The organism is Cupriavidus taiwanensis (assembly GCF_900250115.1).
Lineage (GTDB): Bacteria > Pseudomonadota > Gammaproteobacteria > Burkholderiales > Burkholderiaceae > Cupriavidus > Cupriavidus taiwanensis_B.
In genome coordinates this window covers 1,964,857-1,978,952 of sequence record NZ_LT984803.1, presented here as the reverse complement: position 1 = coordinate 1,978,952, position 14,096 = coordinate 1,964,857, and the positions used below count along the sequence as shown (strand labels likewise).

At 68.3% G+C, this 14,096-nt stretch carries 14 protein-coding genes; 13 read left to right on the top strand and 1 reads right to left on the bottom strand.

Annotated elements, in window-relative coordinates; translation table 11 throughout:
• Window positions 1-38 precede the first annotated feature (38 nt).
• The 6 genes from CBM2586_RS09340 to crcB all read left to right on the top strand — a co-directional run bounded on the left by CBM2586_RS09340 (window position 39) and on the right by crcB (window position 5,379).
• Entirely contained in the window at window positions 39-1,349 is a 1,311-nt protein-coding gene (locus CBM2586_RS09340; protein WP_115687304.1) for a homoserine dehydrogenase, read from the top strand.
• Window positions 1,350-1,370: 21 nt separating this feature from the next.
• The gene (gene thrC / locus CBM2586_RS09335; RefSeq protein WP_115687303.1) at window positions 1,371-2,816 is read left to right on the top strand and encodes a threonine synthase; all 1,446 of its coding nucleotides are present in this window, start codon (window positions 1,371-1,373) and stop codon (window positions 2,814-2,816) included.
• 168 nt (window positions 2,817-2,984) lie between these two features.
• Complete coding sequence (locus CBM2586_RS09330; RefSeq protein WP_115687302.1) at window positions 2,985-4,223, top strand: molybdopterin molybdotransferase MoeA; 1,239 nt, start codon at window positions 2,985-2,987, stop codon at window positions 4,221-4,223.
• A 31-nt stretch (window positions 4,224-4,254) separates the two neighbouring features.
• A complete protein-coding gene (gene moaD, locus CBM2586_RS09325) occupies window positions 4,255-4,512 on the top strand; it encodes a molybdopterin converting factor subunit 1 (protein ID WP_115661886.1) in 258 nt (85 codons plus the stop codon).
• Between the two features lies 1 nt (window position 4,513).
• Window positions 4,514-4,999 carry a molybdopterin synthase catalytic subunit MoaE gene (gene moaE / locus CBM2586_RS09320; RefSeq protein ID WP_115687301.1) on the top strand — a complete coding sequence of 162 codons (486 nt, stop codon included), beginning with the start codon at window positions 4,514-4,516 and terminating at the stop codon, window positions 4,997-4,999.
• Window positions 4,999-5,379, top strand: a complete 381-nt coding sequence (gene crcB / locus CBM2586_RS09315) for a fluoride efflux transporter CrcB (RefSeq protein WP_115661888.1) — start codon at window positions 4,999-5,001, stop codon at window positions 5,377-5,379. Before moaE ends, crcB begins: the two co-directional genes overlap by 1 nt.
• On the opposite strand, the gene CBM2586_RS09310 is transcribed toward crcB, so the two are convergent.
• On the bottom strand, window positions 5,361-6,236 hold the full coding sequence (locus tag CBM2586_RS09310) for an alpha/beta fold hydrolase (protein WP_115687300.1): 876 nt from the start codon (window positions 6,234-6,236) through the stop codon (window positions 5,361-5,363). The genes crcB and CBM2586_RS09310 overlap by 19 nt on opposite strands.
• Before the next feature lie 262 nt (window positions 6,237-6,498).
• Here CBM2586_RS09310 and CBM2586_RS09305 point away from each other — a divergent pair, with 262 nt between their 5' ends.
• From CBM2586_RS09305 to CBM2586_RS09275, 7 genes are all read left to right on the top strand, one after another.
• On the top strand, window positions 6,499-7,158 hold the full coding sequence (locus tag CBM2586_RS09305) for a TetR/AcrR family transcriptional regulator (RefSeq protein WP_115661890.1): 660 nt from the start codon (window positions 6,499-6,501) through the stop codon (window positions 7,156-7,158).
• Window positions 7,159-7,287: 129 nt separating this feature from the next.
• Window positions 7,288-8,475 carry a substrate-binding domain-containing protein gene (locus CBM2586_RS09300; protein WP_115661891.1) on the top strand — a complete coding sequence of 396 codons (1,188 nt, stop codon included), beginning with the start codon at window positions 7,288-7,290 and terminating at the stop codon, window positions 8,473-8,475.
• Window positions 8,476-8,579: 104 nt separating this feature from the next.
• Window positions 8,580-9,341: an ABC transporter ATP-binding protein gene (locus CBM2586_RS09295; RefSeq protein WP_115663723.1), complete on the top strand. Its 762-nt coding sequence runs from the start codon at window positions 8,580-8,582 to the stop codon at window positions 9,339-9,341.
• The gene (locus CBM2586_RS09290; RefSeq protein ID WP_115687299.1) at window positions 9,334-10,074 is read left to right on the top strand and encodes an ABC transporter ATP-binding protein; all 741 of its coding nucleotides are present in this window, start codon (window positions 9,334-9,336) and stop codon (window positions 10,072-10,074) included. The genes CBM2586_RS09295 and CBM2586_RS09290 overlap by 8 nt, the downstream gene beginning before the upstream one ends.
• A 190-nt stretch (window positions 10,075-10,264) precedes the next feature.
• The gene (locus CBM2586_RS09285) at window positions 10,265-11,290 is read left to right on the top strand and encodes a branched-chain amino acid ABC transporter permease (RefSeq protein ID WP_115687298.1); all 1,026 of its coding nucleotides are present in this window, start codon (window positions 10,265-10,267) and stop codon (window positions 11,288-11,290) included.
• Window positions 11,291-11,301: 11 nt separating this feature from the next.
• Complete coding sequence (locus CBM2586_RS09280; protein WP_115661894.1) at window positions 11,302-12,378, top strand: branched-chain amino acid ABC transporter permease; 1,077 nt, start codon at window positions 11,302-11,304, stop codon at window positions 12,376-12,378.
• Between the two features lie 14 nt (window positions 12,379-12,392).
• The gene (locus CBM2586_RS09275; protein WP_115687297.1) at window positions 12,393-13,946 is read left to right on the top strand and encodes an acyl-CoA synthetase; all 1,554 of its coding nucleotides are present in this window, start codon (window positions 12,393-12,395) and stop codon (window positions 13,944-13,946) included.
• Window positions 13,947-14,096 lie beyond the last annotated feature (150 nt).

Here is a 14,096-nt window from a genome sequence, read left to right as displayed (position 1 = left end):
GCGCCGCAACCCATCCTTAGCAACTCAGAAGATTGTCCATGAACCCCATCAAAGTTGGCCTGCTCGGCATCGGTACCGTCGGTAGCGGCACGTTCAACGTGCTCAAGCGCAACCAGGAAGAAATTCGTCGCCGCGCCGGCCGCGGCATCGAGATCGCCGTGGTGGCCGATCTCAACACCGAACGCGCGCGCGAACTGACCAACGGGGAAGTGGAAGTCGTCAGCGACGCCAACGCGGTGGTCAACCGCCCCGACATCGACATCGTCATCGAACTGATCGGCGGCTACGGCATCGCGCGCGAGCTGGCGCTCAAGGCGATCGAGAACGGCAAGCACGTGGTCACCGCCAACAAGGCGCTGCTGGCCGTGCACGGCAACGAGATCTTCGAGGCCGCGCGCAAGAAGGGCGTGATCGTCGCGTTCGAGGCCGCGGTGGCCGGCGGCATCCCCATCATCAAGGCGCTGCGCGAAGGCCTGACCGCCAACCGCATCCAGTGGATCGCCGGCATCATCAACGGCACCACCAACTTCATCCTGTCCGAGATGCGCGACAAGGGCCTGGATTTCGACGCGGTCCTGAAGGAAGCGCAGCAGCTGGGCTACGCCGAGGCTGACCCGACCTTCGACATCGAGGGCGTCGACGCCGCGCACAAGGTCACGCTGATGAGCGCGATCGCGTTCGGCATGCCGGTGCAGTTCGACAAGGCCCACGTCGAAGGCATCACCAGGCTGTCGGCCACCGACATCAAGTATGCCGAGGAACTGGGCTACCGCATCAAGCTGCTCGGCATCACGCGCCGCCGCGACGACGGCGTCGAGCTGCGCGTGCATCCGACCCTGGTGCCGGCCACGCGCCTGATCGCCAATGTGGAAGGCGCGATGAACGCGGTGCTGGTGCAGGGCGATGCCGTGGGCGCCACGCTCTACTACGGCAAGGGCGCCGGCGCCGAGCCGACCGCCTCGGCGGTGATCGCCGACCTGGTCGACGTGACCCGCCTGCACACCGCCGACCCGGGGCACCGCGTGCCGCACCTGGCGTTCCAGCCCGACGAGCTGTCGAGCGTGCCGGTGCTGCCGATCGAAGAGATCAACAGCTCGTACTACCTGCGCATGCGCGTGTCCGACGAGACCGGCGTGCTGGCCGAGATCACCCGCATCCTGGCCGAGGGCGGCATCTCGATCGACGCCATGCTGCAGAAGGAATCGCGCGAAGGCGAGCCGCAGACCGACATCATCATCCTGACCCACATCACGCGCGAGAAGCACGTCAACGCCGCCATCGCCAAGATCGAGGCACTGCCCACGGTGCTCTCCGCCGTGACGCGCCTGCGCATGGAAGAACTGAACTAAGGGCCGGACCGGACCATTGTCATGAAATACCAGTCGACCCGCGGCCACGAGATGCCGCAATCGTTTTCCGAGATCCTGCTGGGCGGCCTGGCGCCGGACGGCGGCCTGTACCTGCCCGCGCAGTATCCGCAGGTCAGCGCCGATGAGCTGGAAGCGTGGCGCAAGCTGCCGTATGCCGACCTGGCCTACGAGATCCTGCGCAAGTTCTGCGACGACATTCCCGCCGAAGACCTGCGCGCGCTGACGCGCAAGACTTACACCGCCGAGGTGTACTGCAACGCGCGCGAGGGCGACAACACCGCCGACATCACGCCGCTGCGCACGCTGGGCGAAGAGGGCGATACCAGGCTGCAATTGCTGGGCCTGTCCAACGGCCCGACGCTGGCGTTCAAGGACATGGCGATGCAGTTGCTCGGCAACCTGTTCGAGTACGCGCTCGCCTGCGCCGGCCAGGAGCTGAACATCCTGGGCGCCACCTCGGGCGACACCGGCAGCGCCGCCGAATACGCGATGCGCGGCAAGCGCGGCATCCGCGTGTTCATGCTGAGCCCGCACCGCAAGATGAGCGCGTTCCAGACCGCGCAGATGTTCAGCCTGCAGGACCCGAACATCTTCAACATCGCCATCGACGGCGTGTTCGACGACGCCCAGGACATCGTCAAGGCAGTCTCGAACGACCACGCCTTCAAGGCGCGCCAGAAGATCGGCACGGTCAACTCGATCAACTGGGCGCGCGTGGTGGCCCAGGTGGTGTACTACTTCAAGGGCTGGCTGCTGGCGACCGACGGTCCCGGCCAGAAGGTTTCGTTCTGCGTGCCCTCGGGCAACTTCGGCAACGTCTGCGCCGGCCATATCGCGCGCATGATGGGCCTGCCGATCGACAAGCTGGTGGTCGCCACCAACGAGAACGACGTGCTCGACGAGTTCTTCCGCACCGGCGCCTACCGCGTGCGCAAGTCGGCCGAGACCTACCACACCTCCAGCCCGAGCATGGACATCTCCAAGGCCTCGAACTTCGAGCGCTTCGTGTTCGACCTGCTGGGGCAGGATGGCGGCAAGCTGGCGGCGCTGTTCCGCGACGTGGAAGAGAAGGGCGGCTTCGACCTGGCGGGCACGCCGGAATTCGACCGCATCCGCCAGTTCGGCTTCGTCTCGGGACGCAGCACGCACGAGGACCGGCTTGCGACCATCCGCGACCTGTCGTCGCGCTATGGCATCACCATCGATACCCATACCGCCGATGGCATCAAGGTGGCGCGCGAGCATCTCAGCGCCGGGGTGCCGATGGTGGTGCTGGAAACCGCGCTGCCGGCCAAGTTTGCCGACACCATCCGTGAAGCGCTCGGGCACGAGCCGGAGCGCCCGGCGAAGTTCGACGGCATCGAGAGCCTGCCGCAGCGCTTCGAGGTGATGCCGGCCGACGCCACGCAGGTCAAGGCCTATATCGCCCGCCACACCGGCCTGTAAGCGCGGTGGCGCGGACCTGGCTGCGGCGCCGCCGCGTGCCGGGTCCGGGCCAACTCGCTACAATCAGGCTGCGGGCCCGATCCACGGTCCCCGGATTGCCAGCCCCGCGCGCGGGTGCCGGCAATGCGCGGACCGTTTTTCGTGGGCCAACCCTCTCCACATCGCACCATGACCCAAGCCGCAGCACCTTCCCGCCCCCCGATGCTGACCATGGCCCAGGCGCTTGACGCGCTGCTTGGCGCCGCCCGGCCGCTGGCGCAGGCCGAGTCCATCGACACGCTGGCCGCCAATGCTCGCGTGCTGGCCGCGCCGGTGACGAGCACGCTGCGCGTGCCGCCGGCCGACAATACCTCGATGGACGGCTACGCCGTGCGCGCCGCCGAGGTGCCGGCCGCGGGCACGCGGCTGCGCGTGTCGCAACGGATTCCCGCCGGCCATGTCGGCACGGCCCTGGAGCCGGGCACCGCGGCGCGCATCTTCACCGGCGGGCTGATTCCGCCCGGCGCCGATGCCGTGGTGATGCAGGAGCAATGCACGGCCACGGGCGACGACGTGATCGTCAACCACGTGCCGCAATCCGGCGAATGGGTGCGGCGCGCCGGCGAGGATATCGAAGCCGGCAGCGTGATCCTGCCGGCCGGCACGCGGCTGACGCCGCAGGCACTGGGGCTGGCCGCCTCGGTCGGCCAGGCGAAGCTGGAAGTGGTGCGGCGCGTGCGCGTCGCGGTGTTCTTCACCGGCGACGAACTGGCGATGCCGGGCGAGCCGCTCAAGCCTGGCGCGATCTACAACTCCAACCGCTTCACGCTGCGCGGCCTGCTGGAAAACCTGGGCTGCGAGGTCAGCGACTTCGGCATCGTGCCGGACACGCTGGCCGCCACCCGCGAGACGCTGCGCCGCGCGGCGCAGGGCCATGACCTGATCATTACCTCGGGCGGGGTCTCGGTCGGCGAGGAGGACCATATCAAGCCCGCGGTCGAGGCCGAAGGGCGGCTCGATATGTGGCAGATCGCAATCAAGCCGGGCAAGCCGCTCGCGTTCGGGCAGGTCGGCAGCGGCAGCGAGCCGGCGTTTTTCCTCGGGCTGCCGGGCAATCCCGTCTCCAGCTTCGTCACCTTCCTGCTGTTCGTGCGCCCGTTCATCCTGCGCCTGCAGGGCGTGGCCGACGTAACGCCGCGGCGCCTGCCGCTGCGCGCGGATTTCGAGCTGAACAAGGGCGACCGCCGCAACGAGTTCCTGCGCGCACGCCTCAACGCCGAAGGCGGACTGGACCTGTTCCCCAACCAGGGCTCGGGCGTGCTGACTTCCACTGTCTGGGGCGATGGCCTGATCGACAATCCGCCCAACCAGGCGATCGCGCGCGGCGACACCGTGCAGTTCATTCCGTTTGACGGCCTGCTCGCGTAGCGGCCGGCATGACCCGAGGCAGAAGGCAGCGATGATCATCGAACTCCGATTCTTTGCCAGCGTGCGCGAGCAGCTCGGCGTGTCCGCCGAGCGCGCCGAGGTGCCGCCCGAGGTGCGCACCGTCGGCGCGCTGCGCCAGTGGCTGCGCCAGCGCGGCGGCGCCTGGGCCGAGACCCTGGCCGAGGGCCGCGCGCTGCGCATGGCCGTCGACCACGCCGTGGCCCGCGCCGAGACCGCGCTTGCCGACGGCTGCGAAGTCGCGTTTTTCCCGCCCGTAACCGGAGGCTGAGATGAGCGTCAGGGTGCAGCGCGAGGATTTTGACCTGGGCGCCGAGGTCGCGGCACTGCGCGCCGATAACCCGGAGGTCGGCGCCGTGGCCAGCTTTATCGGCACCGTGCGCGACGTCAGCGAGGGCAGCGCCGTCAGCGCGATGGAGCTGGAGCATTACCCGGGCATGACCGAGAAGGCGCTGGCGCAGATCGAGGCGGCGGCGTGCGCGCGCTGGGAGCTGCTGGGCGTCACCATCATCCACCGCGTCGGCCCGCTGCTTCCGCTGGACCAGATCGTGCTGGTCGCGGTGGCTTCGAAGCATCGCGGCAATGCCTTTGCCGCGTGTGAATTCATCATGGACTACCTCAAGTCCGAAGCACCGTTCTGGAAGAAGGAGGAAACCCCGGAGGGCGCGCGCTGGGTCGATGCACGGGTGACCGATGAAGACGCGCTGAAGCGCTGGGGCATTGAGTCGATCAACGCCAGCGGCGAGGACCAGCCCTGATGGGGCCGTTGGGGTTTGTCGCCGTCGGTGTCGGCGCCGCGGCGGGGGCATGGCTGCGCTGGGGCTTTTCGGTGCTGTGGAATGCCATCAATCCGGCGATGCCGTACGGCACGCTCGCGGCCAACCTGCTGGGTGGCTACCTGATGGGGCTGGCGGTTGGCTTCTTCGATACCCATGCCGGACTGCCGCCGGAATGGCGCCTGCTGGCCATCACCGGCTTCCTCGGCGGGCTGACCACGTTCTCGACGTTCTCGAGCGAGGTCGTGGCGAACCTGATCGCCGGGGACTACGGCTGGGCGGCGATGCACTTGCTGCTGCATCTCGGCGGCTCATTGCTGCTGACCGCGCTGGGGCTCTGGAGCTATCGCGTGCTGGCCTGACCGGCCTCCCGGATCAGGGCCAGCAGCGCGGCATTGAAGGCCTGTGCCTGCTCCATATGCGGGCTGTGACCGGCGCCGGCGACCACGCTGAACCCTGCCGCCGGGTGCAAGGCCCGCGTGGCAATGCCCACCGCCGGCGCATAGAGCCGGCTGGCTTCTCCATACAAATGAAACAGCGGCAGGCGCGCCGCGCGCAGCGTGGCGCGGAAATCCTGCCGCGCCATGTCTTCCCACAAGCTGGCCAGCGTCGCGGCATCGCACTGCTGCGCCATGTGCGCGATGCGCTGCGTCGCGGCTGCCGGCGGGCGCCGGCCTGCCGCCCACAAGCCTGATGCCACCGACGGCGCCAGCCGGGGCCAGTCGGCGCGGACGCGCTCCGCCATCTGCCGGGCCTGGGCCAGGTCGTAATGGCCGTGCAGTCCATGCGCCCAGCCCGGGTCGGTGACCATGCGCGGCGTCATGTCGATGCTGCCCACCGCCGCCAGCGGTAACTGCGGCTGGTCGCGCAGCAGCGCCCAGGCCACCATCGCGCCCATCGACCAGCCCGCCACCACCACGTCACCCAGCCCGAGGTGCCCGACCAGCGCGGCCACGTCGCGCGCGAGCGCCGCCACGGTTGCGCCCGCGCGCTGCCGCGACAGGCCGTGCCCGGCATGGTCGGGAGCGATCACGCGGAAGCCGGCCAGCGCCAGCGCGCGCTGTCCGTCAAAGGCCGCGCCGTTGACCGACCAGCCGTGCAGCAACAGCAGGGGCCGTCCCTGGCCGGCCTCGCGCCAGCCGGGCAGGGCGCCGCGCGCCGGATGGAGCGCATAGGGCGGCGCGGCGGGGCTGGCGGGTACCGGATCGAAAGCGTCCAACGGCGTGTCTCGGCGGGCGGCAGGGGTAGAAGATGCGCGGAAGGGGGCCCGCGGGTGAGGGTGCCTCTCTATTGACATCCACGCTTGGCAATTTATACGATGAAACATGAATCAGATATCAGGTTTTGCCTGAATATCGGTTCCGGGCGACGGCAGGGTCATGGCAGGCGCGAGGAGGCGCCGGTTCAGCCCGGTTGGCGCCGGCAGCACAGGCAGCGGTCGGCATTGCCATGACAAGGCGCGCAGCGCCAACGGAGACAAGATGTCCACCACCGAGACTGGCGACACCGGCATCGCCGACGTCGACGCCACCGGCCCCGCAGGCGGCATGGGCTCGCCCAAGACCGCGCGCGGGCAGAAGACCCGCGAGGCGCTGCTGCGCGCCGCCGAGAAGGTGTTTGGCGAGAAGGGCTACTACGCCGCGTCGATCTCCGAGATCACGCAGGAAGCCAAGGTGGCGATGGGCACCTTCTACCTGTACTTCAAGGACAAGGAAGACATCTTCCGCGCGCTGGTCGCGCACATGCTGGAACTGGTGCGCGCGCACCTGCGCAAGCACGTGGCGGTCGCCGAGACCCAGATGGAGGCGGAGCGCCTGGGCCTGAAGGCGTTCCTGTCCTTCGTCTCGCGCCACAAGAACCTGTACCGGATCGTGCTGGATTCTTACTCGGTCGACGAGACCATCTACAGCAGCTATTTCCAGGTGTTCGCCGAGCTCTACAGCCGGCGGCTGACGCGCGCGGAAGAGCAGGGCGAGATCGTGCCCGGCGATGCCGAGGTGCGCGCCTGGTGCCTGATCGGCATCAGCAATTTCCTTGGCATGCGCTATGCGCGCTGGAAGCGTCCGCCGTCGATGGAGAAGGTGGTCGACACCGCTTTCGACCTGATCGCGCACGGCCTGCAGCCGCGCCAGACGCGATAGGTCCGGCCGGGGCGAGCGCTGCCATTGCGCGCCAGTCCCGGCCCGCATGCGCCGCAAGCCGGCATGCCACGCAGTTGCAGCAGGTTTCATCCCTACAAACACAAACGAGACCGAACCCAGGAGACCGCAATGCATCGCACCCCCCACGCCCTACGCGCCCTGGCCCTGGCCGCCGCGCTGCTCGGCGCCGGCGCCGCGCTGGCCAAGGACATCCGCATCGCCCACGTCTACGACAAGACCGGCGCGCTCGAGGCCTATGCCAAGCAGACCCAGACCGGCCTGATGATGGGCCTGGAATACGCCACCAACGGCACCATGGCCGTCAACGGCAACAAGCTGGTGGTGATCGAGAAAGACACCCAGGGCAAGCCGGACGTGGCCAAGGCCCAACTGGCCGCGGCCTACAGCGACGACCGCGCCGACCTCGCGGTGGGTCCGACTTCATCGGGCACGGCGCTGGCGATGCTGCCGGTGGCCGAGGAATACAAGAAAGTGCTGCTGGTCGAGCCCGCCGTGGCCGACTCCATCACCGGCGACAAGTGGAACCGCTATATCTTCCGCACCGGCCGCAATTCGTCGCAGGACGCGATTTCGAACGCGGTGGCGCTGGACAAGCCGGGCGTGCAGATCGCCACGCTGGCGCAGGACTATGCCTTCGGCCGCGACGGCGTCAAGGCGTTCAAGGGCGCGCTGAAGCACGCGAAGATCGTGCACGAGGAATACCTGCCGACCAACACCACCGACTTCACCGCGGGCGCGCAGCGGTTGTTCGATGCGCTCAAGGACAAGCCTGGCCGCAAGGTGATCTTCATCATCTGGGCCGGCGCCGGCAACCCGTTCAAGATCGCCGACCTGGACCCCAAGCGCTACGGCATCGAGATCGCCACCGGCGGCAACATCCTGCCCGCGATGGCCAGCTACAAGAACTTCCCGGGCATGGAGGGGGCCACGTACTACTACTTCGGCATTCCCAAGAACAAGGCCAACGAGTGGCTGGTGTCCAACCACTACAGCAAGTTCAAGGCGCCGCCCGATTTCTTCACCGCCGGCGGCATGAGCGCGGGCATCGCGCTGGTCGAGGCCCTGAAGAAGACCAACGGCGATACCGGCACCGACAAGCTGATCACGGCGATGGAGGGCATGTCGTTCGAGACCCCGAAGGGCAGGATGACCTTCCGCAAGGAAGACCACCAGGCGATGCAGTCGATGTACCACTTCAAGATCAAGGTGGACCCGGCCTTTGCCTGGGGCGTGCCGGAACTCGTGCGCGAGATCAAGCCCGAGGAAATGAACGTGCCCGTGCGCAACCACCGCTGATGGACGCGCCAGCCTCCTACGCCAGGACCGCGCCGGCGCCGGCGCCGGCGCCGTCGCAGCCGGCGGCCCAGCCCGCCGGCACGGCGTCGCCGGCGGCGCGGCCGCTGCTGGAAACGCGCGGGCTCACCATCCGCTTTGGCGGCCACGTCGCCGTCAATGCGGTGTCGTGCGCGTTCCGGCCCGGCGAGCTGACCTGCATCGTCGGCCCCAACGGCGCCGGCAAGACCACGTATTTCAACCTGATCTCGGGACAGTTGCCGCCCACTGCCGGGCAGATCCTGCTCGACGGCGAGGACGTGACGCGCCTGCCGGTGTCGCAGAAGACCCGGCGCGGCATCGGCCGCGCGTTCCAGCTGACCAGCCTGTTCCCGCAGCTGTCGGTGCTGGAGAACGTGCGGCTGGCGGTGCAGGCGCGGCAGCAGCGCGGCATCGACCTGTTCTCGATGTGGTCGCGCCAGCCAGACCTGCAGGCGCAGGCCATGGCCATCCTGGAACGCGTGGCGCTGGCCGGCAAGCGCCACCTGGCGGTGGCATCGCTGCCGCACGGCGACCAGCGCAAGCTGGAGGTCGGCATCCTGCTCGCGCTGCAGCCGCGCGTGTTCATGTTCGACGAACCCACCGCGGGCATGAGCGTCGACGAAGTGCCGGTGATCCTGGACCTGATCCGCGAGCTCCGCCAGGACCGCAGCAAGACCGTGCTGCTGGTCGAACACAAGATGGACGTGGTGCGCTCGCTGGCCGACCGCATCATCGTGCTGCACAACGGCACGCTGGTGGCCGATGGCGATCCCGCCGGGGTGATCGCATCGCCGGTGGTGCAGCAGGCCTACCTGGGCCTGCCGGAAGAGGAGGGCAGCCATGGCTGAGGTGACCACGGCGGAGCCGATCCTGCAACTGCAGGACGTGCAGACCCATATCGGCCCTTACCACATCCTGCACGGCGTCAGCTTCGCGGTGCCGCGCGGCGGCGTGACCATGCTGCTGGGGCGCAACGGCGCCGGCAAGACCACCACGCTGCGCACCATCATGGGCCTGTGGCAGGCCAGCGCCGGCACTGTCAGCTTCAACGGCGCCGACATCACCCGCCACAGCACGCCGGCGATCGCGCAGGCCGGCATTGCCTACGTGCCCGAGAACATGAGCGTGTTCTCCGACCTGACCGTGGCCGAGAACATGCGCCTGGCGGCCCGCAGCGGTGCCATCGACGCACGCCGGCTGGACTGGGTATTCCGCATGTTCCCGGCGCTGAAGACCTTCTGGCACCAGCGCGCCGGGGTGCTGTCGGGCGGGCAGAAGCAGATGCTGTCGGTGGCGCGCGCCATCATCGAGCCGCGCCAGCTGCTGATCGTCGACGAGCCGACCAAGGGGCTGGCGCCGGCGATCATCCAGAACATGATCCATGTGTTCCGCGAGCTCAAGCAGACCGAGGTCTCGATCCTGCTGGTGGAGCAGAACTTCCATATGGCGAAGTCGGTGGGCGATACGGTGGCGGTGATGGACGATGGCCGCATCGTGCATACCGGCACGATGGCGGCGCTGGCGGAGGACGAGGCATTGCAGCAGCGGCTGCTGGGGCTGTCGCTGGCGGCGCACCAGTAGCAGAGCTCCAGCAAGACCGATGGTTGGCTCCCTCTCCCGCTCGCGGGAGAGGGACGGCGGGTGAGGGCAGGCGTCGGCATGCCGACAGGCATCACTTCGTCGACACGCCCGCCCTCACCCCAACCCTCTCCCGCCAGCGGGAGAGGGAGCACACAGCGCGCGGAAAAATTGCCGCGGCAGGACGAGACACATGACGACTTCAACCACCTTGCCGGCCGCAAGCCCGGCCGCGCCGCCCGGCGTCCGCCTCGACTGGACCCCGCTGGCGCTCGCGCCGTTGCTGATGCTGCTTGCCCTCCCCTTGATAGGCAGCCCCTCCACCTGGCTCACCCTGACCATTGCCGGCCTGGCGATGGGGATGATCATCTTCGTGGTGTCGTCCGGCCTGACGCTGGTGTTCGGCCTGATGGACGTGCTCAACTTCGGCCATGGCGCGTTCATCGCACTGGGCGCCTATGTCGCGGCCTCGGTGCTGTTGCCGCTGGCGGGCTGGGTCGAGGCCGACAGCCTGGCGCTGAACCTGTCGGTCTTTGCCCTGGCGATCGCCGCGGCGATGGTGGCAGCCGGGGCGGTCGGGCTGTTCTTCGAGCGCGTGGTGGTGCGCCCGGTCTACGGCCAGCACCTGAAGCAGATCCTGATCACGATGGGCGGCATGATCGTGGCCGAGCAGCTGATCAAGGCGATCTGGGGCCCGGAGACCATCGCGCTGCAGGTGCCCACCACCTTCCGCGGCGCGGTGCTGCTGGGCGACGCGGCGATCGAGAAATACCGGCTGATCGCGATGGCGCTGGGCTTGGTGATCTTCATCGCCATGCTGCTGCTGCTCAACCGCACCCGCATCGGCCTGCTGATCCGCGCCGGGGTGGAGAACCGCGAGATGGTCGAGGCGCTGGGCTACCGGGTGCGCCGGCTGTTCGTCGGCGTGTTCGCCGCGGGCGCGGCGCTGGCAGGACTGGGTGGGGTGCTGTGGGGCTTGTACCAGCAGAACATCACGGCGGCGATCGGGGCGCAGGTCAATGTGCTGATCTTCATCGTGATCATCATCGGCGGGCTCGGCTCGACCACGGGCTGCTTCGTTGGCGCGCTGCTGGTGGGACTGATGGCCAACTACACCGGCTTCCTGTTTCCCAAGGTCGCGCTGTTCTCCAACATCCTGCTGATGATGCTGATCCTGCTGTGGCGCCCGCAAGGGCTGTTCCCGGTGGCGCGGCGCTGAGGAGAACGACCATGATCCGACTTCTGTCCGGCGACCTGCCGCGCAGCCGCGTGCTGGTGGCACTGCTGCTGCTGATCCTGGTGGCGCTGGCGTGCGCGCCGTTTGCGTTTCCCGGCGCGCGCGCGCTGAACATGGCGGCCAAGATCTGCATCTTCGTGGTGCTGGTGGCCAGCTACGACCTGCTGCTGGGCTATACCGGCATCGTCTCGTTTGCCCACACCATGTTTTTCGGCATCGGCGGCTATGGCGTGGCCATTGCCATGTCGCGCATGGAGCCGGGCTGGGGCGCATTGCTGGCCGGCACCGCCGGCGCGCTGGCGGTATCGGCGCTGCTGGCCTTCCTGATCGGGCTGTTCTCGCTGCGGGTGCGGGCGATCTTCTTCGCCATGATCACGCTGGCGGTGGCCACCGCCTTCGCCACGCTGGTCTCGCAGCTGTCGGAGTGGACCGGCGGCGAGGACGGGCTGACCTTCAAGGTGCCCGAGGTGTTGCGCCCCGGCTTTACGCTGGGAGACGCCGAATGGCTGGGCGTGCCGCTGAGCGGCAAGCTGCTCAGCTACTACCTGGTATTCGCCGGCGCGCTGGTGCTGTTCCTGGCGCTGCTGCGCATCGTCAACTCGCCATTCGGCCGGGTGTTGCAGGCGATCCGCGAGAACGACTTCCGCGCCGAGGCGATCGGCTACCGCACCGTGGTCTACCGCACGGTGTCGACGGTGCTGTCGGCCATGTTTGCCACGCTGGCGGGCGTGCTGATGGCAATCTGGCTGCGCTACAACGGCCCCGACACCTCGCTGTCGTTCGAGATCATGGTCGACATCCTGCTGATCGTCGTGATCGGCGGCATGGGCACACTCTACGGCGCCGTGATCGGCACCGTGCTGTTCCTGCTGGCGCAGACCTACCTGCAGGACGTGATGAAGCTGGCCAGCGACGGCACTGCCGCGCTGCCGCTGCTGTCGGCGCTGCTGCATCCCGACCGCTGGCTGCTGTGGCTGGGCCTGCTGTTCGTGCTGAGCGTCTATTATTTCCCGCAGGGCGTGGTGGGCAGGCTGCGCGGCAGCGGGCCGGTCCAGGACATCGCCAGCTGAGCGGAGGCAAGCCCATGTACGTGATCGACTGGCTGCACCGGAACGCGCAGCATTTCCCCGACAAGGTTGCGCTGGTCGACGTGGAGAGCGGCCGCCACGTGACCTACCGCCATGTCGACGAGCGCGCCAGCCGCTTCGCCGAATACCTGCGCGACCATCTGCGCCTGGCACCGGGCACGCGCGTGGCGGTGCTGGCGCACAACAGCTCGGACTATCTCGAAATGCTGTATGGCTGCGCCAAGGCCGGCATGGTGATGGTGTGCCTGAACTGGCGCCTGACTGCGGCCGAACTGCTGCCGATCCTGCACGACTGCACGCCGGCAGTGCTGGTGGCGGGCGATGGCTTCCTGGGCGTGGCGGCGGAGCTGGCGCGGGCGGTGCCGTTGCGCGCGGTGCTGCACCTGGCCGACGACGAGGCCGCCGACGTGCCCGGCGGCTGGACCGAGTATGAGGCCGTGCTGGATGCGGCGTCCGGGCGCATCATCGAAATGCCGTGCCGCGACGAGAGCGAAATCTGGCACCTGCTGTACACCTCGGGCACCACCGGCAAGCCCAAGGGCGTGATCCAGACCTACGGGATGGTGTTCTTCAACGCCGTCAACGCGATGCTGGCGAACCAGATCACGCGCGACGACGTGTTCCTCAACGTGCTGCCGTTCTTTCATACCGGGGGGCTGAACCTGTACGCCAACCCGGTGCTGCACGCCGGCGGCACGGTGCACATCATGCGGCAGTTCGAGCCGCAGGCGGTGCTGGCCCGGCTCGACCGCGGCAGCGGCGCGGGCATCACCATGTTCTTCGCGGTGCCGGCGGTATACCTGTTCCTGGGCCAGCACCCCCGCTTCGCCCAGGCGGACCTGTCGGGCGTGCGCAATATGGCGGCGGGCGGCTCGCCGGTGCCCCGGCCCTTGCTGCAAGCCTACCTGGACAAGGGCGTGACCATCCGCTTCGGCTTCGGCATGACCGAGACCGGCCCCACGGTCTTCGTTTGCGACGAGGACACCGCGCGCCGCAAGCTCGGCAGCATCGGCAAGCCGGTGGGATCGATGCTGACCCGCATCGTCGATCCGCTCGGCGTGGACGTAGGGCCCGGCGAGCGCGGCGAATTGCTGATCAAGGGGCCGGGCGTGACGCCGGGCTACTGGAACCTGCCCGAGGCCACCGCGCAGGCGCTGCGCGACGGCTGGCTGCATTCCGGAGATATCGCCTATTGCGACGAGGACGGCGACTACTACATCGTCGACCGCGCCAAGGACATGTTTATCTCGGGCGGCGAGAATGTCTATCCGGCCGAGGTCGAGAACGTGCTGTTCCAGCTGCCGGGCGTGGCGGAGGCGGCGGTGATCGGCACGCCGGATGCGCGCTGGGGCGAGGTCGGCATGGCGCTGTTGGTGCTGCACCCGGGTGCAGCGCTCGACGCCGATGCCGTGATCGCCCATTGCAAGGCGCACCTGGCCGGCTACAAGGTGCCGCGCCAGGTGCGCTTTCTCGATGCGCTGCCGCGCACGCCGTCCGGCAAGGTGGAAAAGCACAAGCTGCGCGCCGGCTTCGCCGGCAATGGTGGCTGAGGCGCGCGGCGGTCGGCACATTTTTGCCAGGGGTCCAGAAGTTCGCAGTGGCAGTCTCCGCAGTCTCCGCAGTCTCCGCAGTCTCCGCAGTCTCCGCAGTCTCCGCAGTCTCCGCAGTCTTCCATTGGCAGGTCTATGACGGCCCCGGCA

Bases quoted from the DNA above. Each gene is read 5' to 3' on its own strand.
- CBM2586_RS09300 (WP_115661891.1), top strand. From the start codon at position 7,288: ATGCATCGCACCCCCCACGCCCTACGCGCCCTGGCCCTGGCCGCCGCG.
- CBM2586_RS09290 (WP_115687299.1), top strand. From the start codon at position 9,334: ATGGCTGAGGTGACCACGGCGGAGCCGATCCTGCAACTGCAGGACGTG.
- crcB (WP_115661888.1), top strand. From the start codon at position 4,999: ATGGGGCCGTTGGGGTTTGTCGCCGTCGGTGTCGGCGCCGCGGCGGGG.
- thrC (WP_115687303.1), top strand. From the start codon at position 1,371: ATGAAATACCAGTCGACCCGCGGCCACGAGATGCCGCAATCGTTTTCC.
- CBM2586_RS09340 (WP_115687304.1), top strand. From the start codon at position 39: ATGAACCCCATCAAAGTTGGCCTGCTCGGCATCGGTACCGTCGGTAGC.
- CBM2586_RS09285 (WP_115687298.1), top strand. From the start codon at position 10,265: ATGACGACTTCAACCACCTTGCCGGCCGCAAGCCCGGCCGCGCCGCCC.
- moaE (WP_115687301.1), top strand. From the start codon at position 4,514: ATGAGCGTCAGGGTGCAGCGCGAGGATTTTGACCTGGGCGCCGAGGTC.
- moaD (WP_115661886.1), top strand. From the start codon at position 4,255: ATGATCATCGAACTCCGATTCTTTGCCAGCGTGCGCGAGCAGCTCGGC.
- CBM2586_RS09330 (WP_115687302.1), top strand. From the start codon at position 2,985: ATGACCCAAGCCGCAGCACCTTCCCGCCCCCCGATGCTGACCATGGCC.
- CBM2586_RS09275 (WP_115687297.1), top strand. From the start codon at position 12,393: ATGTACGTGATCGACTGGCTGCACCGGAACGCGCAGCATTTCCCCGAC.
- CBM2586_RS09305 (WP_115661890.1), top strand. From the start codon at position 6,499: ATGTCCACCACCGAGACTGGCGACACCGGCATCGCCGACGTCGACGCC.
- CBM2586_RS09280 (WP_115661894.1), top strand. From the start codon at position 11,302: ATGATCCGACTTCTGTCCGGCGACCTGCCGCGCAGCCGCGTGCTGGTG.